23 protein-coding genes are annotated in these 24,880 nt (G+C 39.9%); 5 read left to right on the forward strand and 18 right to left on the reverse strand.

Going from position 1 to position 24,880, the window contains the following annotated elements:
• Positions 1-285 precede the first annotated feature (285 nt).
• The 8 genes from AACS98_RS15700 to AACS98_RS15735 all read right to left on the reverse strand — a co-directional run bounded on the left by AACS98_RS15700 (position 286) and on the right by AACS98_RS15735 (position 10,084).
• Positions 286-468 (reverse strand): CsbD family protein, encoded by a 183-nt coding sequence (locus AACS98_RS15700; RefSeq protein ID WP_066381483.1) that lies wholly within the window; start codon positions 466-468, stop codon positions 286-288.
• A gap of 383 nt (positions 469-851) precedes the next feature.
• A complete protein-coding gene (locus tag AACS98_RS15705; RefSeq protein WP_255362906.1) occupies positions 852-983 on the reverse strand; it encodes a hypothetical protein in 132 nt (43 codons plus the stop codon).
• Between the two features lie 65 nt (positions 984-1,048).
• The gene (locus AACS98_RS15710; protein WP_156481553.1) at positions 1,049-2,260 is read right to left on the reverse strand and encodes a hypothetical protein; all 1,212 of its coding nucleotides are present in this window, start codon (positions 2,258-2,260) and stop codon (positions 1,049-1,051) included.
• A gap of 182 nt (positions 2,261-2,442) precedes the next feature.
• On the reverse strand, positions 2,443-4,437 hold the full coding sequence (locus AACS98_RS15715) for a lipoxygenase family protein (protein ID WP_198161143.1): 1,995 nt from the start codon (positions 4,435-4,437) through the stop codon (positions 2,443-2,445).
• Positions 4,438-4,518: 81 nt separating this feature from the next.
• The gene (locus AACS98_RS15720) at positions 4,519-5,859 is read right to left on the reverse strand and encodes a cytochrome P450 (protein ID WP_066381486.1); all 1,341 of its coding nucleotides are present in this window, start codon (positions 5,857-5,859) and stop codon (positions 4,519-4,521) included.
• 310 nt (positions 5,860-6,169) lie between these two features.
• Positions 6,170-7,192, reverse strand: a complete 1,023-nt coding sequence (locus AACS98_RS15725; RefSeq protein WP_066381488.1) for a DUF2235 domain-containing protein — start codon at positions 7,190-7,192, stop codon at positions 6,170-6,172.
• A 556-nt stretch (positions 7,193-7,748) separates the two neighbouring features.
• Positions 7,749-8,237 (reverse strand): hypothetical protein, encoded by a 489-nt coding sequence (locus AACS98_RS15730; RefSeq protein WP_066381489.1) that lies wholly within the window; start codon positions 8,235-8,237, stop codon positions 7,749-7,751.
• A 338-nt stretch (positions 8,238-8,575) separates the two neighbouring features.
• Positions 8,576-10,084, reverse strand: coding sequence for a UbiD family decarboxylase (locus AACS98_RS15735; protein WP_066381491.1), 1,509 nt, complete (start codon positions 10,082-10,084; stop codon positions 8,576-8,578).
• A 1,042-nt stretch (positions 10,085-11,126) separates the two neighbouring features.
• Between AACS98_RS15735 and pstS the strand changes: the two genes are divergently transcribed.
• The 5 genes from pstS to AACS98_RS15760 all read left to right on the forward strand — a co-directional run bounded on the left by pstS (position 11,127) and on the right by AACS98_RS15760 (position 16,564).
• A complete protein-coding gene (gene pstS / locus AACS98_RS15740; protein ID WP_066381493.1) occupies positions 11,127-12,170 on the forward strand; it encodes a phosphate ABC transporter substrate-binding protein PstS in 1,044 nt (347 codons plus the stop codon).
• A gap of 96 nt (positions 12,171-12,266) precedes the next feature.
• Positions 12,267-13,268 (forward strand): phosphate ABC transporter permease subunit PstC, encoded by a 1,002-nt coding sequence (pstC, locus tag AACS98_RS15745; RefSeq protein WP_066381759.1) that lies wholly within the window; start codon positions 12,267-12,269, stop codon positions 13,266-13,268.
• Positions 13,269-13,327: 59 nt separating this feature from the next.
• Complete coding sequence (pstA, locus tag AACS98_RS15750) at positions 13,328-14,209, forward strand: phosphate ABC transporter permease PstA (protein WP_066381498.1); 882 nt, start codon at positions 13,328-13,330, stop codon at positions 14,207-14,209.
• Between the two features lie 44 nt (positions 14,210-14,253).
• Positions 14,254-15,036 (forward strand): phosphate ABC transporter ATP-binding protein PstB, encoded by a 783-nt coding sequence (gene pstB / locus AACS98_RS15755; RefSeq protein ID WP_197480082.1) that lies wholly within the window; start codon positions 14,254-14,256, stop codon positions 15,034-15,036.
• A gap of 736 nt (positions 15,037-15,772) precedes the next feature.
• Positions 15,773-16,564 (forward strand): phosphate ABC transporter ATP-binding protein, encoded by a 792-nt coding sequence (locus AACS98_RS15760; RefSeq protein ID WP_066381502.1) that lies wholly within the window; start codon positions 15,773-15,775, stop codon positions 16,562-16,564.
• Here the strand turns inward: AACS98_RS15760 and ureG are convergent.
• The 10 genes from ureG to AACS98_RS15805 form a co-directional block, all read right to left on the reverse strand.
• Positions 16,561-17,181 carry an urease accessory protein UreG gene (ureG, locus tag AACS98_RS15765; protein ID WP_066381504.1) on the reverse strand — a complete coding sequence of 207 codons (621 nt, stop codon included), beginning with the start codon at positions 17,179-17,181 and terminating at the stop codon, positions 16,561-16,563. The genes AACS98_RS15760 and ureG overlap by 4 nt on opposite strands.
• A gap of 48 nt (positions 17,182-17,229) precedes the next feature.
• The gene (locus tag AACS98_RS23630) at positions 17,230-17,316 is read right to left on the reverse strand and encodes a DUF6888 family protein (RefSeq protein WP_445206786.1); all 87 of its coding nucleotides are present in this window, start codon (positions 17,314-17,316) and stop codon (positions 17,230-17,232) included.
• A 24-nt stretch (positions 17,317-17,340) separates the two neighbouring features.
• Complete coding sequence (locus tag AACS98_RS15770) at positions 17,341-18,030, reverse strand: urease accessory protein UreF (protein ID WP_066381506.1); 690 nt, start codon at positions 18,028-18,030, stop codon at positions 17,341-17,343.
• Entirely contained in the window at positions 18,008-18,451 is a 444-nt protein-coding gene (gene ureE / locus AACS98_RS15775; RefSeq protein ID WP_066381508.1) for an urease accessory protein UreE, read from the reverse strand. Before ureE ends, AACS98_RS15770 begins: the two co-directional genes overlap by 23 nt.
• A 199-nt stretch (positions 18,452-18,650) precedes the next feature.
• On the reverse strand, positions 18,651-19,274 hold the full coding sequence (locus tag AACS98_RS15780; protein ID WP_066381510.1) for a 4Fe-4S single cluster domain-containing protein: 624 nt from the start codon (positions 19,272-19,274) through the stop codon (positions 18,651-18,653).
• Between the two features lie 26 nt (positions 19,275-19,300).
• Positions 19,301-20,116, reverse strand: coding sequence for a radical SAM protein (locus AACS98_RS15785; protein ID WP_066381512.1), 816 nt, complete (start codon positions 20,114-20,116; stop codon positions 19,301-19,303).
• Positions 20,117-20,221: 105 nt separating this feature from the next.
• Positions 20,222-22,030, reverse strand: coding sequence for a PAS domain-containing sensor histidine kinase (locus tag AACS98_RS15790; RefSeq protein WP_066381762.1), 1,809 nt, complete (start codon positions 22,028-22,030; stop codon positions 20,222-20,224).
• Between the two features lie 23 nt (positions 22,031-22,053).
• Positions 22,054-22,485 (reverse strand): arsenate reductase ArsC, encoded by a 432-nt coding sequence (locus AACS98_RS15795; RefSeq protein WP_066381520.1) that lies wholly within the window; start codon positions 22,483-22,485, stop codon positions 22,054-22,056.
• 270 nt (positions 22,486-22,755) lie between these two features.
• Positions 22,756-23,874, reverse strand: a complete 1,119-nt coding sequence (locus AACS98_RS15800) for an ABC transporter permease (protein ID WP_066381522.1) — start codon at positions 23,872-23,874, stop codon at positions 22,756-22,758.
• Between the two features lie 122 nt (positions 23,875-23,996).
• Positions 23,997-24,872 (reverse strand): Npun_R2479 family HD domain-containing metalloprotein, encoded by an 876-nt coding sequence (locus AACS98_RS15805; protein WP_066381524.1) that lies wholly within the window; start codon positions 24,870-24,872, stop codon positions 23,997-23,999.
• Positions 24,873-24,880 lie beyond the last annotated feature (8 nt).

Here is a 24,880-nt window from a genome sequence, read left to right on the forward strand (position 1 = left end):
TATCAAATACAGGTAACAACACATAATTTATGTGGCTGTCTTAATACTTAATTGCATCCAAAAATAATATTTATAAATGGGAAATTTGGGAATGAGTCATATTCATCAACCATACTTACTGTAAGGTTTTAACATTGACCAACCCTGACTCTATAATATTTTTAACTGCAAAAATTTTCTCTATCCTAATAGATATTTTCCAGAGATGTAGAGACATGATGCACACGCCTCTACAATAAATAACTATGCAATCAATCATTTACCTTGCAAAGTTACAACTGAGACTTAATCGAGCTTTTTCTTGACGTTATCTTTGACATCTTCAACCGCATGACGTACTTCGCTTTCGGCTTGCTTGGCTTTTCCTTCAGCTTTATCTTCTGGGTCGCCAGTCACTTGTCCTGCTGCTTCTTGGGCTTTACCTTCAATATTTTTAGCTGTAGCTTTTGCCCGTTCTTCTAAACTCATTTTACACTCCTATTGTTTATAGTAAATTAGTTTCAAAGCTATAAAGTAACTTTGAATTATTTGTGATTACTCTTACAAATTAGCTTAATAATTTTCTTAAAGACTTCTGCCACAAGATGTATTAGTTCCTATACAAAAAGTGATAAAAACTCAAGGCAGATGGAAATTCCAACAAAGAAAATATACAATATCATCAATTACGCAACTGGCACATTGGTAGGGTGCGTCAGATGGCAAATATAAGTTTATTGGCAGGATTTATGCAGGCTGACGCACCCTACATATAGATATTTAGTATGACACTGGCGTAAGTCCTAAATATGAAAGGGAGAAAACGGTTGCCGTCCGCAACTGTTTTCTCCCCACGATAGATACGAAAAATGTTAAATATTGATCAGAGTTCTGGTGTTACCAATTTCATAACGCGCCAATATGCTTCTTAATTCTTCAGGAACGTCTTCATCTTCATTCTTGAGAATATAGCCGTATTTGATGGCAGTGAGAACATTAACCATGTAGATGAGATTGGTAAATTCGATAATCGGATCATCTTCACTACCGAAACTACCACCGCGTAATATCAGGGTTTACAGCCACGTTTGAGATAGTTCTGGAAGTAAATACTGGTGTTACCAGAAGCATCTTGTGGATTAGGCTGCATATCTGCTAATGAAGCCCCAAAAGTCGCACATTCAGATGTAAAACTCTCATCATTGAATAAAGACTTGGGATATTCTCCAGGATAATCTTGAGTTTCTCGCGGTGTAATGGAGTGCCGGAAAGAGACACGAATATCAGCCGTGTCTGACACAGCAAAATGAGATTTAGACTCAAAATAGCCAATACGTTGAGCTTCTGCTTTGGGATTATCGGTAAACTGGTCAGCCACATAGACATCGAATAATCGCACACCTTGGTCTTTCTTAACCTGTCCCTTGTCATTCGCAGGAATACCTTGATTCAGTGCCAGGAAATCTTGTCGAAAATCATGTTGTTCCTGGGAAAAAGCTCGTCCTTCTGGGGGAACCAGAAAGATAAAGCGTGGGGATTCAGGGTTATCAACCGTTTTCCCTTTAGCATTAATGCTGGCAAGGTGTTGGATAGACAATTCACGGGGATCAACCATCTTCAGATTGCTCTCGTTTTTGAGATAGTCTTGAGTTGCGTTGAAGAAACGGGAGAAAGCAGCAAAACCAGCTGGTTGATTCTCAATAAATTTCAGTTTGTTGGAGAGGGGATACTCGTAGTAGTTGATATTATTACCTTGACCGGCAATCGAATGCTGAACGATCAGATTTTCACTACTATGCTTACCATCAATAAAGAATTTAGCCGCAAAGCCAGGGGTGAAGCGATTCCAGCTAGTTGCAGGACTAACTGCTGAGGAAAATCGGACTAGCACACAATCAGACCCTTTTTTGAGTAGTCCAGTATAACGGTTCTGAAATTCTGGTTCGATGACTAAACGTGCTTGGGCAAATACACCATGTCTATGAGTCAAACGAAGATAATTCTCCGGCTTGATCTCTGGACTGTCACCGAAGCTTTTCCAGAACCTTGTGGACGTTCCTGCTAAAAAAGCTTTTACCTGATCTGTTTGGAAGGGAACGAGGTTATCAGCTGACTCCCTACTTGCATAGATGGCTGACCAAAGGGTATCCAACTTGTCACAGGCTTTTCCTTCCAGAAAAAGGGGAGATTGAGCAACCTCATCAATTTGCTGATTGACATCAGCCGAAGTAATAGCAAAAGCTGGTTGAGATATGGTTGTGAAAATGACACTAATTGTCACAATTGCAAATACTAGAGTTCTCTGCAAGAGCTTTGATAGGAAGTTACTCAGATTCATCGATTACCCGTTTTTTGTTGGTTGTAACAAAAATGCACAAGTGCATAAGTTTTCGGACTTACGCAACGCCTCTATTAATAGCGTCTGAACGTAAGTCCTAGCAATTTGTAGCTACTGAGCTTGGTTTAAATATTGATCAAAGTTCTGATGTTGCCAATATCGTAGCTCAAAGCAGCAAATTTTTCTTTGTAAGCTGCTAATGTGGTTCTTAATTCTTCAGGAATGTCGTCATCTTCATTCTTGAGAATATAGCCGTATTGAATGGCAGTGAGAACATTAACCATGTAGATGAGATTGGTGGATTCTAAAATATTAGGTGCGATCGCCGGATCATCTTCACTACCAAAACTACCACCACGTAAAGCCAATGAATTATAGAATATCTCCCCACCTTCATCAGCTTGCTGATCATTTACCCAAGAATGCCATAGAGTAATGTGGAAGATGACATAACGACAGAACTCTTTCAAGTTGGCGATGTCTGCATCACTGGGTTGATCAGCAGTAGTAATGGCGCGAGTTGCTTTCACTGTACCATTGACTGTTGGTCTGGGAATTTCCGGTTTATCAAGCTCGTTGTCATCGTACCAATCATAATCACCAGTGAGTTTTGGTAATGGTTGATAAGCTACACTATGCTCGATAATATCATCTGAGAAACGGTGAATTTCTGCCCATTCTTTAACAATTTCTTCCTGATATTTTTGGAAGAAATTATCAATATATTCTGTTAAAACTTGCCAGTAAAGATTAGCTATCTTAGCAAAGTTATGAGCTTCACAAAGTGGTTGACGAGGTTTCCAACCTTTCCAATCATAACTAGCCATTCTTTCCTTACATATTTGCACCACTGAACCAGGAGTTAAAGGCCCATTGGTGGTAACTAAACCCACAGTTGGCGATACCAATACTTCATCAGCACGTTGGTTGATATTCACTAAGCTTTTTAGATGAGGATATAACATCAACCGCACAGGATTTTTACGTAAGTTACGGAAAGCAGCAATGGTATATTGCTCCATCTGTAAATGAGCCTTAATATAATGCTCAATCATTTCTGCGGCAAAAAAGCTGTTAGTGCGGAAAATGCGTTTAGCTTGTAGCCATTTTTCCCCATCATTAGGTGTATAGGTGACAGGATCTTTGAGAGGAGAATGAGGTGCTATAGAATCAGGATAACGACTTTGTACTGTAATTGCAGTGGCTACCAATTTGTTATCTTTTAATTCAAAAAATGCTTCTACATTATTGAGATCGTGGTCATCATCTTTTTCGTAATCGTCCCAATTAAATGTTACTTTTAATTGATTGGGGTTGTTTTTATGACGCTGTAACAAACAGGGATTCATGCCATTGAGAACCCGATCAACAAAGTATTCATCACTTCTGCTATAACCGGGATTTTTCCGATCTAATTTAATCGTTAAATTCGGAGGATAAGCAGCTTGAATTTCTGGAAGAGTAGGCTGATCAGGATTGAGAGTATGAGTAATGACGTGCTTGGCTTTAATCGGAACTAAACTACTAGCAGCATCATAACCTTGGAGTGTACGACCGACTGAATAATCATCTGGAGTTCCTTCCAACTCACTAAAAAACAACCTTGCAAAGTGGCTATCTGGTTTATAAATCCAGTAAGGAACGGTACAAGTGCCAAAGTCATATTCTTTTTGGCTGACATTATTATCACCTTTGATGGTGTAAGCAATGCGATAGGTAGAAACAGGCTGATTATCGTTATCAAAACTAATGCGATTATCTAACAATCTTAATTCTAAATCGGGTGTGTCGAGAAAACCTGCTTTTGCCGGATCATAATAGATGGTAAATCGACCATCATAATCCGTAATTCCTGTACCTAAGTAATCCCCAGGTGTACCGATATCTCTGTCCCACAATTCTAAGAGAATATTGTGTAGTGGCTTGTTGGTGTCACTAAAAACTAACTTACCTGTAGCTTTATGCAACTGTTCCAGAGGTTTATCAAAGTTCTGTTCACGAACTTCGACAATGCTTTTTTTCGCTTTCTTTTCTGTTTTGCTTTTACCTAAATCGCTATCAGCTACTTTAATGCCAATAACTTGTTTAATTTCATCGAGAATTGTTTTGAGCTTGGACATAATCACTCCTTGTCACATAGATTTGATAGTTGGAAATCTGAAAAAAGCTGTTCTTTCTCAGGCATGAGGCACAACTGAACCTTACAAGGGAACACAAAAGCCATTTAAAATTTCAGGCGACCTTGTACCTAATTGGAAGGATGCTTTATAGGGAGGTTCGGAATCGAATTTAGTCTGGACTTGAGAGACAAAAGTTGCCAAAGCTAATTTGATGATGAATAACCCAAAATATCGACCAATGCAAATTCTCTCCCCCCGACCAAAAGGAAAGAAGTAGTCGCTATCGAGAGGGTTAGCAGTACGGGTGGCTTCATCCCAACGTGCAGGATTATAAACCAAAGGATTAGGCCAATGAGTGGGATGACGATGTAGATACCAGTTACTAATCAATAATGGTGTATTTGGTGGTATCTGATATCCTGCAAAAGAAATTGTCTTTTCCCTATGGGTATTACGGCCAAAAAACGCTACAGGGGGTAGTATCCTTAAAGATTCAAGAACGCATTGTTCTAAAAGTAAACATTGTTGTAAATCTTCAAGTGTCAGAGTATCCATAGAAATACTACTGAGTTCATTTTCCAGACGCGATCGCCACTCAGGATTTTGATCGAGGAGATATAGCGTATTGGTCAGACCCCCAGGAGTGGAAAAATTGGCACTAAAATAGATTTCTGCAAACACATGACCCAATGCTTGTTCCGATAATTCTGACCCTCCTTCCCGAATCATCAGACACAGTAGATCCTGACCAGTGGGATTTTTCTTGGCTTCACTGACAATATTGGCAAACAACCTAAACCAACGTTGACTAGCCTGTTGATACTTGAGTTCTGTGGGTTCTTCGGGATAAGAACCGCGAGCTTGAAGACGTTTATCCGCTATCTCAGCCATCACCAAGTAATCCTCAAAGGCTTGATTTCCTAAGACTCGTCCCACAGTGGCGCGAGCAAACCCATCGAAGATAAACCTTTTCATCGCTGGGAAGAAAGGAAACGATCCTGACTTTGAGCGATCAACCAGTCTTTGAATATCTTCTGTGAACTGATGCTTGAGAATGGATACTTGTTCAGCTAACCACTGCTGAACATAAGTCATACTTAAAGGATGATTCCGCCGAATAAAGCTCCAGTCTTGATCTTGGTTAGGAAAGAGAAAAAGACTATCATCGGTCATCATCGGCCGCGCTGCTTGTCGGAGCTTATCCTTATAAAAGGATTCTTGTTTGGAAATCAGAACCTGTTCAATTAATTCCGGATCATTGAGAACTAAGGCAGGTTTTCCCAATAACCAAACTTGTGTTATCCCACCATAGGTTTCCCCATACTTGGCGCAGAGTTCCCAGGGTAGACTATTTTTAAAGTCGAGAGCATTGCCAAAGGGAAAGCGTGGAATCGGCCCTGGAATACCCTCAAAGGGTTCCATTTTCGACCCATGTATTAATTTGAAAAGTTGGTGCAGTATGTCTACCATGCTATCTCCTTGTTCACCTTAGTACCTACAGATTGATCAGGATGAATTTGCTGGTTTTAACTATTGACAAAATCCCTAATGTTACTGGTCATCAGCAACCACAAAACGGACAGGTAGATTACCCTAATAGTTAATTTTTACTTTGGCATCATCATATCCTGGGCTACTAATGATTTTGAGGATGTAGCTTTTGGCTAGTTAGTACCAGGGAAAACATTTTCACTGATAGCGGGAGACACTGCATAAATTACAAGTGATGTCATTATTTCAGATTGAGTTGGGAAATAATTTTTGCTAGATTTTTGGGTCGATAGTCTTGACAAGTTTTCAAACGTTCGATAGCAGTTTCATGAAGACCGTCAATTGCATCACCAACATCACGCAATTTAATTCCTGCCAGTTTAAAGAAGCCAGGATCGTTAGTAAACTTGCATCTATAGTCTATTTGGCAGTCTGTTAATAAGTTTTGATCAAAATCCAGTCCCAATCCCAAATCTTTTATTGACTCTACCATCCACATTAAGGCAGCATCTGATAAGGGACTGGTTTCTTTAGTGCCACCACCAACGCAACCATGATCACCCGGAAACCACTTTTCCATTACCCGTTGATTTTCTGCATCAGGGTGTTTGATCATGCGAGTTACATCAAATACCTCGCGGATTTCGTCGATAGCCATAGCGTGCAGCGCATTTTGGATATATTTGTTTAGTGTTGTGTCGTAGAATTTGTAACGACGGTGAAGCAAAGGTTTTAAGTTTCTGAATAGGGGTACAACGGGAATACCTAGCGCACCTACAGTATCAAAACAACCTAACAAAGTAATGGGGACGGGTTTTCCTTCGTTTTTTCCGTATGTTTTACGGTAGTTAACAGCTTCTTCACCACTCGGTTTGATATTTCTGTTACGATAAAGCTCGTAGGCTTGAGGTGCTTCAGTAATATATTTGCGTTGGAGAAGACCTGAGCAATAGATCATCCCTGCTAGACTCCTGACTGTGTATGCACCACGGCTAAAGCCAAATAAGTATATTTCATCACCATCTTCATAGTTGAGACAGAGAAATCTGTAGGCTTCTTGGATGTTCTGGTCTATACCTAGTCCCGTAGCACCGCCTAAAATCTTGTAATTTTCTGTACCAATGCCTTGGTCATAAAACAGGATTTGTGATATCCCATCATTGGCAGTTCGTTTGACTGATTGACTCAGTTTGACTACGTTACTAGGGCAAGGACTAGCTAATTTTTGCCAAGTTCCATCACAGCAAACCACTAGACGCTTCATAGTTTATTGTGGTTGATAATTTTAACTAAATAAAACAAAATAAATTCTGACATAGATAATACTGACAAAAAACCGTATTTTTTCTAAAATAAGTCTTAAATTACAGATTTTGGTCAATTTATGAACTTTGGTAACATAATGAGCTTTCTCAGTATCCATAGGACTTACGCAAGATTTGACCGAAAACCTGATTATTGCGTAGGGTGAATTCATTTAGGCGAAGCCTTTCGGCAGGTATTCCCCCTACTTTCATGATGTTGTGCGTAAGCCCTGATCCAGTTTGATTTGTGAACAGATACGTAGTTATACTAAGTTGAGTTAAAAAATAATATTTAGAAATCAAGAAAGACGTATAATCCTGCTTGTGTAGGGGTTTAGGACTGCTAAAGCCCTACTGTCTTTGACTGCAATTTGCTATTAGGTGAAAGTACGGCACCGAAGTCTGAAAAATGGTGCTGTAATTTCGGTTAACCCGCCCGATAAATACTCAAAAACCCAGTTCTATGTAGGAACTGGGTTAATGTGATTATTGCGAGGACTGAGATTAATCTTTAGCTTAATCTATAAAACCCATGAGGCTATCAGAATCATCAATAATATTTGAAGCTACCGGACGGTTCCCCATGATCGAGTAGTTGCTAGAAATTACTAACGAACTAGAAGCAATGGGACGAATTCCCGAAAGATTAATGCTGTCAACAACTTGTATTGTATTAGCCGCAATGGGACGAATTCCCATCACATTCATTGTCTCAACTACTTGCAAACTACTCGTACCAATGGGACGCAACCCAGCTACTGACATTGTTTCAGCTACGTGCAAGTCACTTCCGGCGATGGGACGGACTCCAGCAACAGCTAGTGTTCCCACTACCTCTTTTTTATCGGAATTTTCTCCCTGCACTGCTAAATTAGCACCTTCTGTGACTTGTTCTTGATTCAAGCTATGACCTTGATTGTTGTCAACTTCCACTGTTGTTTCTCCTTTAAGTTTGGCGCGTCTTTGCCGAGGGCTGACCGTTTTGCCATTACTGCTGATGGTCATAACTAGACACCTCTGGTTTATTAACTGAACTTTACAATATTTAAGGAAAAATTAGTTAATTTCCTATACAAGAGAGTGTAACCTTAAATAACCTTGCATAGATATAAGTATCTTCAAAACTGATACATAAGTAAATTTAAACTGCGAATTTTTGTAAAGTTAGATAGCTAATTGATAAGAGGAACTGGGAAGTAGGGTAAGCAAATTATCATGCTTGTGAGGTGTGATTTATTACATGATATCTTGGAAAATAGGGGTTTAGCATTGCTAAACCCCCACTCATGACTATCTTTGAACTGTTAACCGTCAACTGTCAACTGTCAACAATGATGGGAGATTTATTTAATGTCGTAACCAAACAAATTCGGGTTAACTTCACCTAGTTGTAAATCAGCCAAACCATACTCAGACCATCTTCTCTCTACCATTGCGGCTATGTCGGAGTCAGACTCTAAAGGCGCGCCCCATTCGTGGTCTGTTTCTGGGGGAATTTTGGTGGTTGCATCAATACCCATGCGTCCACCTAAGCCGATTTTCTCGCTGGCAAAATCTAAAGTATCAAAGGGTGTATTTGGTAAAATGAATACGTCGCGTGTGGGGTCAACTTTGGAACTAATAGCCCAGACTACCTGACGGGGGTCACGGATATTAATGTCTTTATCGACAACAATCACAAATTTGGTGTAAGTGAATTGGGGTAATGCACTCCAAAATGCTAAAGCTGCTCGTCTGGCTTGTCCAGGATATGCTTTATCAATGGAAATAATTGCGGCTTTGTAACTCAAAGCTTCCATTGGTAGGAAGAAATCAACTATTTCTGAGACTTGTTGCCGTAGAATAGGAGTATAAATTCTATTGAGGGCGATCGCCATCATCGCTTCTTCTTTCGGTGGACGACCGCTAAATGTGGTTAAATAAATTGGGTCTTGGCGGTGGGTCATACACTGAAAGCGAATTAAAGGCGAATCTTCTACACCACCGTAGTAACCCATGTGGTCGCCAAAAGGCCCATCTGGTAAAACTTCCCCTGGTGTAATTGTCCCTTCTAAAACAAACTCTGCATCGGCGGGTACTTCTAAATCTACGGTTTTACACTTTGCTAACTGCACTCCCGAACCGCCATATAATCCAGCAAATAACCATTCAGATAAATCGACAGGGATAGGGGTAGCAGCAGCCATGATAATTAAAGGATCTACACCAAGTGCGATCGCTACTTCTAATTTTTTGCCATTTTCGGCAGCTTTGCGTAAATGTCTCGCCCCACCCCGCACCGATAACCAGTGAACTGTCATGGTATTTTTAGATTGCAGTTGCAAGCGATATACACCGACATTCGGCGTACCTGTCTCACAATCTTTAGTAATTACCAGTCCTAATGTGATAATCTTGCCAGCATCACCAGGGTAAGGACGAATCAAAGGTAATTGGTTTAAATCTAAATCATCGCCTTGAATTACCACTTGCTGACAAGCGGGAAAAAAGTCCCGTCCTGGTTTCGCCTTCAGTACATCAAACAGCACTTTCCCAAAATCTATAGCCTGAGAAATCTTTTTTGGCGGTTTTGGTTGTTGCAGCATACTCAGCTTTTTACCCAGAGTCTCTAACTCTTGGGGATGCTGCATATTCATAGCCCAGCATATCCGTTCCACGGTTCCCATCAAATTCACAGCTACCGGGAAGGATGAGCCTTTGACGTTTTCAAATAACAAGCCAGGGCCACCTTGTTGTAGCATCCGGTTGGAAATCTCAGCAATTTCTAAATCTGGGTCAACTAAGGCAGAAATTCGCCGCAATTGACCTTTTTCTTCTAAAATTTTAATGAATCCCCGCAAATCTCTGGCCATAGTTCTAGTCAAGCTAAATATTTAAGAAGTGTAAACAGACTTCTTATATTATTAGCGATCGCTTGCTGTCGTGGATTGAAAATAGGGAGTGGGGAGTGGGGAGTGGGGAGGCAGGGGAGGCAGGGGAGGCAGGGGAAGCAGGGGAGGCAGGGGAGGCAGGGGAAGCAGGGGAGGCAGGGGAGGCAGGGGAAGCAGGGGGAGAAAAACTAATGACTAATGACTAATGACTAATAACCAATGACTAATGACTAATGACTAATGACTAATGACGTTAACTATAAATTAACCATGAGGCTGACTTTCCTTAACCCCTAACAGCATTAATTTCAGTTATCTTAATTATGGATAGGCATTATTTCCTATAAATAAGCACTACCCGCATCAAACATGGCTCAAAAATACCGTGCCATCCTGGCAGTCAGTCTGGTGACATAGACTCTGCCAGGTTTATTTTTTTAGATATCTGCAATTGCGATCGCCCTCCCATCGGGAAATTAATGATATCATGTCCGTTTGAATAGTTATCATATCTGTTGGGGTAGGGAACTCTTAACAGGGAACAGGGAACAAGAAAAGAGAAAAGGGAAAAGGGAAAAGATCAGCATCGAAAACTTATCATAAGTAATTAGCCGGACATAATATGACTCATCACTCTCTGGTGGTGGTCTAAGAATGCCAAAATTTTATGAAATTGGTGCAACATTTCTGCATGAATTTAAGTATTGGTACAATGCAGCATATTGCTTGATTATCAAATTTTTTTATTGAAAATTACAGCAGGGAACTCTTAACAGGGAACAGGAAGGATCAGGGAACCGGTTTGAAAGTCTCTGAGCATCAGGTTTTGTTCCTAAAATTTGTACCTCATTTACCCCAAAACTGCTGTAAGTTTAATCAGCCAGAAACAAGGCTAAAATAAAACTTTTTTTAAACACAGTTTAAATATCTCTTCACTTACCCTTAACCTGAATTAAAACTAAAAAATGTACTTTAATTACGGCTTTATTAAATGCAGCTAGTATTCCTTTAAATACGAGGCAATATGATTTCTTCACCCACCGTTTTTCAGCGTGTATTTAGCACAGCAGTTGTAGCATCTGCTGTGACACTTACTCCTATTTTTACAGCTACGGCTCAAGCGCAAACTCTCAACGGTGCTGGAGCAACTTTCCCGGCTCCACTATATGAAAGATATGCGCGTGAAGTGAGAAAGAAACATCCAGAGTTAAAAATTAACTACCAAGGGATTGGTAGCGGTGGTGGGATTCGTCAAACGATAGCTGGAACAGTTGACTTTGGCGGTAGCGATGCGGCAATGACAGATAGTGACATGGCTAAAGTTAAAAGAGGTGTGATTTTAGTTCCCACCGCCGGTGGTGCTGTTTCTGTTGTTTACAACGTTCCTGGTGTCAATAATCTCAGATTGTCTCGTACTACATTACCAGCTATTTTTTCTGGTCAAATCACCAATTGGAATGATGCAAAAATTAGAGCTGATAACCCTGGTGTGAACCTGCCAAATCAACCAATTCGATTTGTAGTTCGTGCTGATAGTAGTGGTACAACTTTCATTTTTACTAACCACTTGAGCAGCATTAATGGTTATTTTAAGGGCAGAATTGGTGCTAATACTGCTCCTAAATGGACTTTACCAAACGTCCTCAGAGGTAAAGGTAATCCTGGGGTAGCGGCTTTAGTAGCGCGCACTCCTGGCTCTATTGGATATGTAGAATATTCCTACGCTGTCAAAAATAACATCAGATCAGCGCAGATACAAAATAGAAGAGGGGAATTTGTGGCTCCTTCTTTACAAACAGCAAACGCCGCTTTAGCAGCCGTCAGCTTCCCTGATAACTTCCGTACTTTTGTCGGTGATCCAGCACAAGGTTATCCCATTGTTGGATTGACTTGGATGATGGTTTATAGACAGTATCCAACTGCTGCTAAAGCTGAAGCTGTCAGAAAATGGATTAACTGGGTATTAAGAGATGGTCAACAATTTAATGATGACCTTAACTATACCCGAATTCCTGCGGAAGTCGCAAACCGGGTACTACAAAAAGTAAATAGCAATGTTAAGCCTTAATTGGCAATCTAACTAATTGTTTATGAATTTTGGGTGGGCGATTTGTCCACCCTCATGAATATCAAATCATCTGATTATCTAGTTGAAAAAGACTTTATGGCGAATTTATCTCAACCATCTGATGAGCATTCATCAAGTCAAGCCAATTTAGGTAATGAAAATTTTAACTTAACAGCTAATGATGGGGTAAATTTTTGGCTAGAACAGGGATTTACAAGGCTAGTATATCTATTTTCTGCCATCACAGTGACAGTATTGTTTGTGATGAGTTGGATTATTTTTCAAGAAGCTAAACCAGCAATTGCACAATTTGGCATTGGGTTTATATGGGGTAAAGATTGGGATGTAGGTAATGAGATTTTTGGAGCTTTACCTTATATTTATGGTACTCTGGTCAGTAGTGCGATCGCCATTTTTTTAGCCTTTCCTGTAGGTCTAGCAGTTGCCTTAGTCACGAGCGAAAATTTCTTACTGCCATCTGTACAAACCACATTAGCATTTGTGGTGGAATTAATTGCAGCCATCCCCAGCGTCATTGTTGGTTTATGGGGAATTTTTATATTTATTCCGGTGATCGAACCCTTACAACAATGGTTAGCCAATAACCTGAAATGGATACCAATATTTAAATCAGATTTCCCTGTCGGCACAAATATGTTAACAGCAGGGATAATTTTAGCCATTATGATTTTACCAACAATGGCAGCAATTACCCGTGATGTTTTACTGGCTATTCCCCAACAATTACGTACTGCTTCTATGGCTTTGGGTGGTACTCGTTGGGAAACAATTTTTCGGGTGTTGTTACCTGCGGGGTTCTCTGGAATTGTCAGCGCAGCCATGCTGGCTTTAGGGCGTGCTTTGGGTGAAACTATGGCCGTGACTATGGTAATTGGTAACTCGGCTCAAATTAGCTTATCTTTGCTTGATCCAGCCTATACAATTCCTTCTGTATTAGCTAATGAATTTGCCGAAGCTACCCCAGGTTTACATATTGGGGCTTTAAGTTATTTGGGGTTAATTTTATTTGCTTTAACTCTTGTTGTAAATATTGGCGCACGGTTATTAGTGCAGTGGGTAGGGAGAAAAAATAAATAAATTTTTCATCCATCAACACATCTTGATATATCTTGAGTTAATTAACAAATTTTCCCGAAATGAGTAATTATCAACCGTCAGAAATAGATAAATTATTAGCAGCAGAATTATACAAACCGCTACCCAAAGACAGACTGTTATTCACTTATTTCATGAATGCAGTGGCGTTCACATTTTCGGTTTTAGCTTTAATTCCTCTCATATCTATCCTGTGGGAAATTATTGTGCGAGGTATTAGTGGACTCAGCACAGAAATGTTTGTCAAAACAGTGATTGACAACGGCTTTGCTAATGCCATTTTAGGAACAATCACAGTTGTCATCGTTGGCTGTGTATTCAGTCTTCCCATCGGTTTATTTACAGGGATATTTCTCGCGGAATTTGGGAAAACTAATGCTATAGCTCGTTTCGTTCGTTTTATTACCAGTATCATGACTGGTGTTCCTTCGATTGTGGTGGGAATATTTGCTTATGGTGTGATTGTTTTATGGACTAAAAAATTTAGTGCGATCGCCGGTGGTTTTGCTCTAGCTACAATCATGCTACCTATTATTGTACTAACTACAGAGGAAGCTTTAAAACTGATTCCCATAGACCAACGTCTCGCCTCTGCGGCTTTAGGCGGTACACGCTTACAAACTACTTTTCGTGTCATCGTTAAAGCTGCACTACCCGCCATCACTACAGGAGTCTTACTAGCTGTAGCGCGTGCGGCTGGAGAAACAGCACCTCTAATTTTCACAGCTTTATTTAGTTTAGATTGGTCGCCGGGATTATTTAGTCCTACCGCTTCCTTACCAGTATTAATTTTTAACCTCTACAACGACCCCGACCCAGAAAGAAACCGACTGGTTTGGACTACTTCCATAGTTTTACTTGGCTTAGTTTTGTGTGTGAGCGTGATTTCTCGCCTAGTTACCAGGAAGAAAAAAATTAACTAACAAGTTCACAATTTAGAACTCAGGAGTCAGCATTTAAAACCTTAATTATGAGTCAACTAAACCCTTCTATCAAAGTTAAAAACCTCAGCTTTTACTACAACACCTCTAAAGCAATTGAAGGGGTGTCTATGGACATTTACCAAAACCATGTTACTGCGATTATTGGCCCTAGTGGATGCGGTAAATCAACTTTTATTAAAACCCTCAATCGCATTAGTGAGTTAGAAGGGCCCGTAAAAGTAGAAGGAAGTGTAGAATTTTTTGGTCAAAATATTTACGACCCAAAAATTAATATTAATAGATTACGCCGCCAAATAGGGATGGTGTTTCAAAGACCAAATCCTTTTCCCATGAGCATCTATGAAAATGTTGCCTATGGTGTGAGAATAACAAGTAGACTTCCTCAAACAGAATTAGATGAAATTGTTGAATCTGCACTCAAAGGTGCTGCACTCTGGAACGAAGTGAAAGATAAGTTATATCAATCAGCTTTAGGACTTTCTGGAGGACAACAACAAAGACTTTGTATTGCTCGTGCTTTAGCTGTTAAACCAAAAGTTTTATTGATGGATGAGCCTTGTTCAGCACTTGATCCCATCGCTACCATGAAAGTTGAAGAACTGATTCACAGTTTACGTTCTGAACTCACTATTGCCATTGTCACTCACAATATGCAACAAGCGACTCGCGTCTCTGATTTTACTGCTTTTTTTAGCACTGATGAAAGTCGTATTGGTCAGATGGTCGAGTTTGGGGCAACAACTCAAATTTTTAGTAATCCTCTCGATCCTCGTACCCGTGACTACGTTTCAGGACGTTTTGGTTAAATTTTAGTGAGGGAGTGATATAGTTTTAAGCTGTATCATTACCCTAAAAGTTACGTTTATATAAATTGATATATATTTAATAAAGTTTTTACGGTAAACAGTTTGTTGATAGTGGAGACTTTACTCCTCGATTGTGGCAGGAATAAAGCCCTGACTACGAAATCAAAATTCATAAGAATTTATGAATATTTTTTATTTTTTTTTGTATATAGTAATTAGTTTTTTTGTAAAATTAATCCTAAAAGTAGCTCAAACTGCTGATGTAAGCTGATACTTGATGCACCTGTCTGTCAAGTTTAGCGTTAATGTTAATCCTTCTCAGGTTTTATCAAGGATAAATGTTAAACCAATCAGTAAATTTACTGTTGTTTTTTCTCTATAGCCTATTAAATTAATAGATTTTCTGAGATTAGCCTACAGACATGACATAATTCAGATGATGATTGAAAACTAAGAAATTTATCAGTGATTGAAAACCATGAATATACAAGAATTACATAATGTTTTGTTTTGTTTACTTACCACATAATTAAATGAGGTTAGAAATATTTTATCCCAGCCAATAATCTTGTTATTGATTTGCTTCTGCTCAATGCTGTGATTTAGCTATACATGAACCTTATTTTTCTGTTTAGAGAATCATAGCGAGTCCATATTGGCTTTGCAAATAGTGAAACAACAGCACTGATTTTTCCTGATTTGTTGAGTCAATATTTATTGCACAAGTTGTACCAGGATGAATAAAGTAATTCCAGCCATCAGAGTCAAAAATCTTAGCTTTTATTGTGACAATCAAAAAATACTGGAAGGTGTGTCTATAGATTTTCATGAAAGTAAAGTTACGGCAATTATTGGCCCTAGCGGTTGTGGAAAGTCTACCTTCGTTAAATGTCTCAATCGCATGAAAGAATTAGAAACAGAGGTACAGGTTGAAGGTAGGGTAGAATTTTTTAACCAAAATATTTATGAGCGTCGAATTAATTTAAATCGGTTACGTCGCCAAGTGAGTATGGTGCTTCCCAAACCAAATCTTTTTCCCATGAGTGTTTATGATAATATTGCCTATGGGGTAAAATTGGTAGGATGGCGACCTAAATTTGAAATTGATGAAATTGTCGAAAATGCCCTGAAAGATGCTGATTTATGGGATGAAGTGAAAAATAAATTGCATCGATCAGCTTTAGAACTTTCTGGTGGGCAACAACAAAGACTTTGTATTGCTCGTGCTTTAGCTGTTAAGCCAAAAGTGATTATTATGGATGAGCCTTGTTTTGGTCTTGATCCTGTTGCTAGCATGAAAGTAGAGAATTTAATTCAGAGTTTACGTTTGCGCTCTGAATTAACAATGATCATAGTTAGTCACAATTTACCGCAAGTCAGCCGGATATCGGATTTTACAGCCTACTTTAACCTCAATGAACATCGGATTGGGCAATTGGTTGAATTTGGTACTACCAATAAAATTTTTAGCAGTCCTTTTGATGCTCGTACTCGTGAATACGTTTTAACTCGAATTGGGTCATATTAAATGTGTACTTTATTTACTTGCAAAGTGCTGTATTTGCAAACAAAGTCAATCACTTCTCTGAGTCCTGATTGAGTTTTTAAATTAGTAAAAACAAAGGGTTTATCACCGCGCATTTTTTTAGCGTCCCGTTCCATAACGCTTAAATCTGCACCTACATAGGGAGCTAAATCTGTTTTATTAATTACCAATAAATCAGATTTAGTAATACCGGGGCCGCCTTTGCGGGGAATTTTATCACCAGCAGCGACATCAATTACATAAATTGTTAAGTCTACTAATTCAGGGCTAAAGGTAGCGGCTAAATTATCGCCACCGCTTTCTAAAAACACTAAATCTAAGTTAGTAAAATGCTGTTCTAGTTGTTCAATTGCTGCCAAATTCATGGAAGCATCTTCACGAATTGCAGTGTGGGGACAACCGCCAGTTTCTACGCCGAGAATGCGATCGCTCGCTAAGGCTTGAGAACGCACTAAAAACTGCGCGTCTTCTTGAGTATATATGTCATTTGTCACCACCGCAAGTTGATAGCGATCGCGCAAAGCTTTACACATCGCATCAACTAAAGCTGTCTTCCCCGAACCAACCGGCCCCGCTACACCTACACGAAAAGCATTCATAAGTCAACCCCTTTGGGGAATTCAAAATTCAAAATTCAAAATTCAAAATTACAATCCCCACAACGCATCATATCTAAATAAGTGTATGGGTTGTAATATATCTGAGAGAGATGGGCAAAGATAAACAGCAGCGATCGCTCGCGGGTTGGCATTTACTCCTCAACTTCTAAACAACCTGGTATACTGGGTTTCATGCTGCATACTAGCCAAAGACAAACCCCAGCTACAACAGCCCAAGTCATCATCTGCTAAAGAGATAATTTCTACTGTGGCATGACTAATTAATGGTTGCAACTGTAGTAACATTTCTTGTCCGGCTGTTTGTCCTAGGGGGATGAGTTTAATCCCAGCAGTAATTAGATTAGTTCCCCAACTGTGCAGATATGCAAGCAAAGCGGCTTGATGATCAATTTGCCAATGTGCAGTCGCCAAGCCAAAAGCGATCGCATAATTGCTAGGATTACCTACAGCATTGACCAAGGGTAAAACTTGTGGTTGTATTTTAGCAAGTAACTGCATGAGCGATCGCCCCATTTGCAAGCTAGAATTACGTAACTCTTGAGTTTCCCTAGCAGCAGATAACCACATATTCCAATAACGCAAACCTTCTACATCACCCCTGACAGTCGCCTCACTAGCTCTAAGCATCACCGCCGCTTCTAAACGAATCGCCCCATAACGCAATTCCGACTCTAACCATGCTTGCAAGCTGACTTGATTAGTAATTATGCCATTTTCTACTAAAGTTTCTAAACCTTCCGAATAGCTATATGCTCCCACAGGTAAAGCCGAGCTAGCTAGTTGTAAGATATGCAAGAAATGGCTATCAGTGAGGGTGATGGTGTCCATACGCGCCCAATTCTGGCTGAAAGGGTGAAATTTCCTCAGTAATTTCTAACCCCATTTGTTGTAACAGCTTGCATAATACTGGATCTGGCGAGAGACGTAAATAGTTGGTGGTAATTTCTACAGGTACATGACGATTGCCTAAATGGTATGCAGCCCGCATTAATAATAGTGGAGTGGAAGCCACAACGGTTAAAACTGGCTCTGGTTTAGCCGCAATTCTAATCAAACTGCTGTGAGATTCATCTTGGAGAATATCCCCATCTCTCAACACCGTTCCCCTAGGTAAACGCAAAAATACTACCTTACCATCTGCTGTGTCAAAGCGGTGACGGCTACGAGTACGTTCTTCGGCTGTTAACGCTAAGGTGAAAGCGACTACAGCATCAGGGTTTGGTGGTTTACGTTGGGTTAACGTCAGCATGATCAATCACAATTGCCTCTGGGAGAATTGTACAGTCTATGTAGGGTGCGTCAGTCAGAGAAACTCTTAAGCTTCCCAGAAATGATTCGTACTGACGCACCCTACTAACTTTTACTCAATCCCCAGTCAACAATTTTGAATTTTGTAGGCTTGCCTTCCCGTAGGGTATTTTGAATTTTGAATTGATTTCCAGCCCCCTCTACGTCCACTCCAGCCAACCTTGATAACCGGTGACAATCCGATTACCATCTTTGAGGATGTGAACTTCTATCTGGTCGCTAGCCCAAGTAATTTTATCAGCAAAAGCCGGATTGAAGACATGAACTCGTTGATTCCGAGAGGAAACCGGGGAATCTGGAGAATTTATTGCTAAAGACTGGACAAACGGCCCATCAATTAAAATATCTAGTTGTTCTAACAAGGCTTGAGAACCTGGAGGTGCAGATTCAGATTGCAGTTCTTTGAGGGTGAAACCACTAAAGGACATGACATTTAAACCAGCAGCTTTGAGTTTTCGCGCTAGTTCTGCTAATGCTGGTGCTTGCCAAAAGGGTTCACCACCGGAGAATGTTACGCCTTGATTTTGCGGTTTGCTTAAAATTTGCTCAACAAGACTATCAACGCTGACTAATTGGTTAATTTCAAATGTCCAAGAGTCAGGATTAAAGCAGCCAGCACATTCACGGGGACAACCTTGAACCCAGACGACAGCACGACAACCGGGGCCATTCACTTCTGATTCATCAATGTAACCCATAATGTTCAGGTAGCCAGAGGGAATTTCTGGGACTGAAAAAGATAGGTTGGTTGGCTTGGTTTGCATTGGTTTCTCCTTTGAATGGTGAATGATCACAAAGCTATCGGGGCGCAACGCACCGGAATGCTGGTTGCATCGTAAATAGCATCAGCTACAGTTTTGAGGACGTTAGCACTGATACATTTGATTTTGCGAAATGCGCCGTTAGACGATTCAACCGCATGATTTCCCCTAGCATCTAATTGGCGAACCAAAACACGAGGACGAGCCGGAACGTTGAGTTGAATCTCATCTGGATGAAGACGCTGGAGGAGTTGGATATAATCTTCAATCATTTCTGTTGTCCAGGGTGATAACAACATGGTTTGGATAGCCAATTGTCCTGGATATTCCCCTCTAAATTGCTCGATACCAGCCAGGATATGCGGTAGATTGATTGTCTCTGTTGGCTGATTGATGCGCTGCAATTGATTTGACGAAATTGCATCTAATTTGACAGCAACAATATCCGCTAGTTGTAACGCACGGCGTACCATGCGATCGCCTAGTAATGTGCTGTTAGTCAATACTACCGTAGGTCTTTTGATTTCCTGCTTGGCGATCGCTAAAATTTCCGCTAAATTTAATGCTAAGGTTGGTTCACCACTGCCACTGAGAGTTATCACATCTATCTGTTCATCAGTGGATAGTGCTTGCAAATCACTGAGTATGTCAGATGTTGGTACAAAAATCTGACGCTGTGTGGTATAATCTTGTATTACCCCTAATTGACAATAAACACAATTAAAAGAACAGGTAGACACCGCACCAATCGGGTCTATACCGAGCGATCGCCCAAATCGCCAGGATTTCACAGGCCCGTAGACAAAGGAACTGCGGGGATTTTGTGTAGATTCTATGGCGTTCATTTTGTTTGACCGCTAGTGAGGCGATCGTTTAAATTTGACTACCAAAAATGTAGAACTAAAAGTTGAGGAACTTGTGAAGGACTGGGAAGTGTTAACTGTTGATGGTTAATTGTTGACTGTTGACTGGGTAACAGTTATTCTCCCTTGCTCCTCTGCTCCCTCCGCTCCCTGCTCAGGACTATTGATGTGTTTGACTGGAATAGAAATAATCAATTCTGTACCTTGACCGAGTAAAGACGAGCATTTTAATTGACCTTGGTGTTTTTCTACGATAATTTGATAACTAATAGATAATCCTAAACCAGTTCCTTTTCCTATAGGTTTGGTGGTGAAAAATGGATCAAAAACACGACTGATGATTTCCTCGCTCATTCCTGGGCCGTTATCTGCAATGCGAATCACTACTTGCTGCTGATGGGTGATTTCTGTAGAAATATAAATTTGTGGTTTATGATGAAATTTAGGGTTGTTAATCACTACTTCTTCTAAAGCATCAATAGCATTAGCTATCAAATTCATAAATACTTGATTCAGTTGCCCCGCATAACATTCTACCAGGGGTAATTTACCGTACTCTTTAATTACTTGAATTTCTGAACAATCTGGTTTAGGTTTGAGGCGATTATGCAAAATCATCAAGGTACTTTCAATACCTTGATGAATATCTACCGCTTTGAATTCGGCTTCATCCAAGCGGGAGAAATTACGCAAAGATAAGACAATTTCTCGAATTCGTTCCGCACCTACATTCATCGAAGATAACAACTTGGGTAAATCTTCGATAATAAAATCCAGTTCCACTGACTCAAGTTCTGCTTTTAATGTTGGTGCTGGATGAGGATAATGTTGTTGATAGCATTGCAATAGGTGCAGCAGGTCTTGAGTATATTCAGTAGCATAACAGATATTGCCGTAGATAAAATTAACTGGGTTATTGATTTCGTGAGCAATACCCGCTACAAGTTGACCGAGGCTAGACATTTTTTCGCTCTGAATTAGTTTAATTTGGATTTTCTGCAACTGCTCTAAAGTTTGTTTTAATTTTTCCTTTTCTTGATGTAAAGCTAAAGTGCGTTGCTGTACCCGAAATTCTAATTCTTGATTTGTCTGTGCTAATTGTTTGAGCGCAGCTTGTAAAGATATTTCTGCTTGTTTGCGTTGACTAATATCTAGTAAGAAGCCAAATAATTGTGTCACATTTTCAGGCGATCGCGCCACCGTAACAATATCTTTTACCCATACCCACCGCCCATCAGCAGTTAAAAACCGATACTCAACTATATAATCATCCTGATTTAATAGTACATCCTGGTGATGAGAAACAACTTCTGGCAAATCTTCAGGATGAATGTGTGAATACCAAAAGTTTGGCTTATACCACTGTACTAACTCATAACCAAATAATTCTATAGCTTGCGGCCCTACATAAGTAAACTTACGATTTATATCTACTGCTTCCCAAGGAACTAATTTCACACCTTCTACTAATCGCTTCAGTCTTTGTCTAGTTTGTTCTAAATCTATTTCTGTCAGCTTCCGCACAGTAATATCACTAGACATAACAGCATATTTATTTGTTATCCCTTCTGCATCTTGTATGGGTTCTCCATCTACTAATAACCACCGCTCTTTTTGCTCCGGCGATAAATAAGAAATCTCAAATTTAAAGCTTTCTCCTTTTATCATTTGTTCCCGAATATAAGCTTGTTGAAAATTCTCTGGTGAGTTAGCAGCTAAGACAGTAAAAAATTTCTTTCCTATAAGCAAATCAATCGCTAAACCAGTGTATTCAATAAATGCTTGATTCACCCATTCAATTCGCCCGGTTCTATCCGTCAATGCCATCAATAAATCTGAGCGTTCTGACAAAGCAGTAAACATAGTTAATGGTAACTTGAGTGAGTCATCTAACATACCCATCACTCCGGCTCAGAGTATTATAGAGCATCACGTCTTCCTGCTATGTATGCTAAAAGTAACTTGCTGATATCATCCCGCACCTGTCGGAATACTTGCAGCTTTTCGGTTTCCGTTCCCGTTGCGTCTGCTGGATCAGGAAAGGCAAAATGATGACGTTTGACTGCTGAAGGTAAAGAAGGACAACTTTGATCAGCGTGATCGCACACTGTAATCACAGTATCAATTTTTTGGTCTAAAAATTGGTTGATATGTTTACAATAGTTTTGAGAAATATCTATACCAATTTCTTGCATTACTTTCACAGCTAAAGGGTGAACTTTTTCGGCTGGATTCATCCCTGCACTATGTACTGTTAATAAATCATCTGCTAATTCATTTAAAATTCCTTCTGCTATTTGACTCCGGCAAGAATTACCTGTGCAGAGTATAAGTAACAATGGTTTTTGCATATTTGAATTTCATAAATTTTATCATGCTCGATAAATTTTAAGTCAAATCAAAAATCATAGTCTTCCGGGAAAGCACATAAATCTCAGTAAATATGGGGAATAAATAGGGAATTAATAATGTTATCTTAACCTTGATTTAACAGAAAGATTACTATTACGAAATTCAATTATGTTATGTGAAATAACTTAATTAAAGATAAAATGACGATGAAATAGATCCCCGACTTCTCAAAGAAGTCGGGGATCTGAGTTCCGCAAAATATGCCGTGTCTATCTTTTAATACTACGAGGATCGAGAGCATCTCTTAACCCATCACCGAGTAAGTTAAAAGCTAAGACTGTGAGAATAATTAGCACGGCTGGCGGCCAAATTAACCAAGGTTGTAGAACTAAAATAGAAGCATTACTGGCTAGAGACAGCATATTACCCCAAGATGGGTCAGGTTGTTGAATACCCAAACCAATGAGACTTAAGACGGCTTCCGCACCGATAAAACTGGGAACGGCTAAGGTAGCAGAGATAATTACATAAGTAGCAGTTTGCGGTAAAACGTGGCGCACAATGATATAAATTGGTTTTCCGCCCATTGCTCTGGCTGCTTGGACAAATTCCCGCTCTTTAATTGATAGTACCTGTCCGCGAATTACTCTAGCTAATCCTGCCCAACTTATTACCGAAGTAATTAATACAACAAGTAAGAAGCGTTGACTGCTGGATAATCCGGCTGGTAAAACCGCGCTTAGGGTAACTAACAGATAAATGCTGGGGAAAGTCATTAGCACTTCTGACACGCGCATGATGACGCTATCTGCCCAACCACCAAAGTAACCAGAAATACCACCTATGAGCAAGCCCAGGGGAAAGGTAAACAAAACTCCCACAATACCGATAAACAGACTAATGCGCCCCCCATACAGCAAGCGACTAAATTGATCCCGTCCTTGTTCGTCAGTTCCTAGGATATTTAATTTAGCCTTACCCTCTGCGCCAAACAAATGCAAGTTTAAGGGAATACCTGGGATAATAGTGACTTCCTGCCATTTAGGAGGTAGTGGTAAACTGAGTTGAAACAGTCGGTATTCTGGCCCTGAGACAAACAACCGCACTGGCGAGGGCTGGGTGAAGTCTACAATTAGTTTGCGATCGCCTGTCTGTAAGTCGGTGTCTCCCTGAGTTGTAGGATAAATATGAGGGCCGATAAACTTACCCGATTGTGGTGCAACCCAATAAATTTTAGTTGGTGGTAATAGTGAACCATTAGGCTGTGACGCATAAGGGTTATAAGGGGCGACGAAATCAGCAGCAATTACCGCTATATAGAAAACTAATAGCAAAATTGCCCCAAATCGCGCCAATGGATTTTTTTGAAGTCTTTGCCACCAATTCATAATTATTAGTCATTAGTCATTAGTTATTAGTCATTAGTCATTGGGGAAGGTTGACGGTTGACTGGGTTGAAGAATAAATTCTCCCTTGTCTCCCTTGTCTCCCTGCTCCCCCACTGCCTTGATTACGCTTGTAATTCCTTAACTAAGTATTTTTGTTCTTCTAGGTTTTTCTCATGTTCAACCACAAATACATTTGAGTAGAGATTGGCAATAATTTGTTGTCCTTGCTGTGTCAGAGATAAATATCTCAGCCCAGCTTGAATATAGGGATAAACGCAATTCCAATAAAATTTGGCGTAATTTTTCCGTAAATCCGCAGGCGTTTTATAGCCTAAATCTTTGCTAACTCCGGTTTCCTCAAACTCATAGAATAAAGAAGTGATTTTCTTTAAGTAACGTGGATCGCTTAATTGTCCAATTAAATCAGCAGCACGTACCAATCCGGCAAAGCTAGTTGTATCTTGATGATCTTCCGCACTAGGTACTGGAAACCTTGTTAACTCAATATTCCTTTTAATTACCTCCACATCAATCAGCTTATGTCCGCCAAAACGCTCATCAATAAACAGTTTGGCTCTGTCTACATGATAAGGTGTCAGACTAGCATCAGAAGCCCCAGGCGGCAGAGTAATCATTTCACCATTTTTACCTGTGGCATACAAGTTTTCATGTTCTTGGTCTTGTCGGCAAACTCCTTTAACATAACCAATATCGTGACATAATAAGGAAATAATAAAATGTAACCAGTCTTCACTGGAAACACCACCTTCACGGATATGTTTACCGCGTAGAATTTCCTGACCGACAAGGGTAACTAATATGGAGTGTTCGACATTGTGATAGAGTGCATCACTGTTGGCTATGTTTTCCAACGCCATATTACCAGCCCAAGCGATGATGTCTTGATAATCATTTTTTAGACAGCCATAAGTACGGCTGTAGCCCTCTCTCAGTTGTTTGACAAACGCATCAATTAAAATCTCAGTGGCGTTGAACATAGTTGCGG

Source organism: Anabaena sp. CA = ATCC 33047 (assembly GCF_963870205.1).
Classification (GTDB): Bacteria; Cyanobacteriota; Cyanobacteriia; order Cyanobacteriales; family Nostocaceae; genus Trichormus.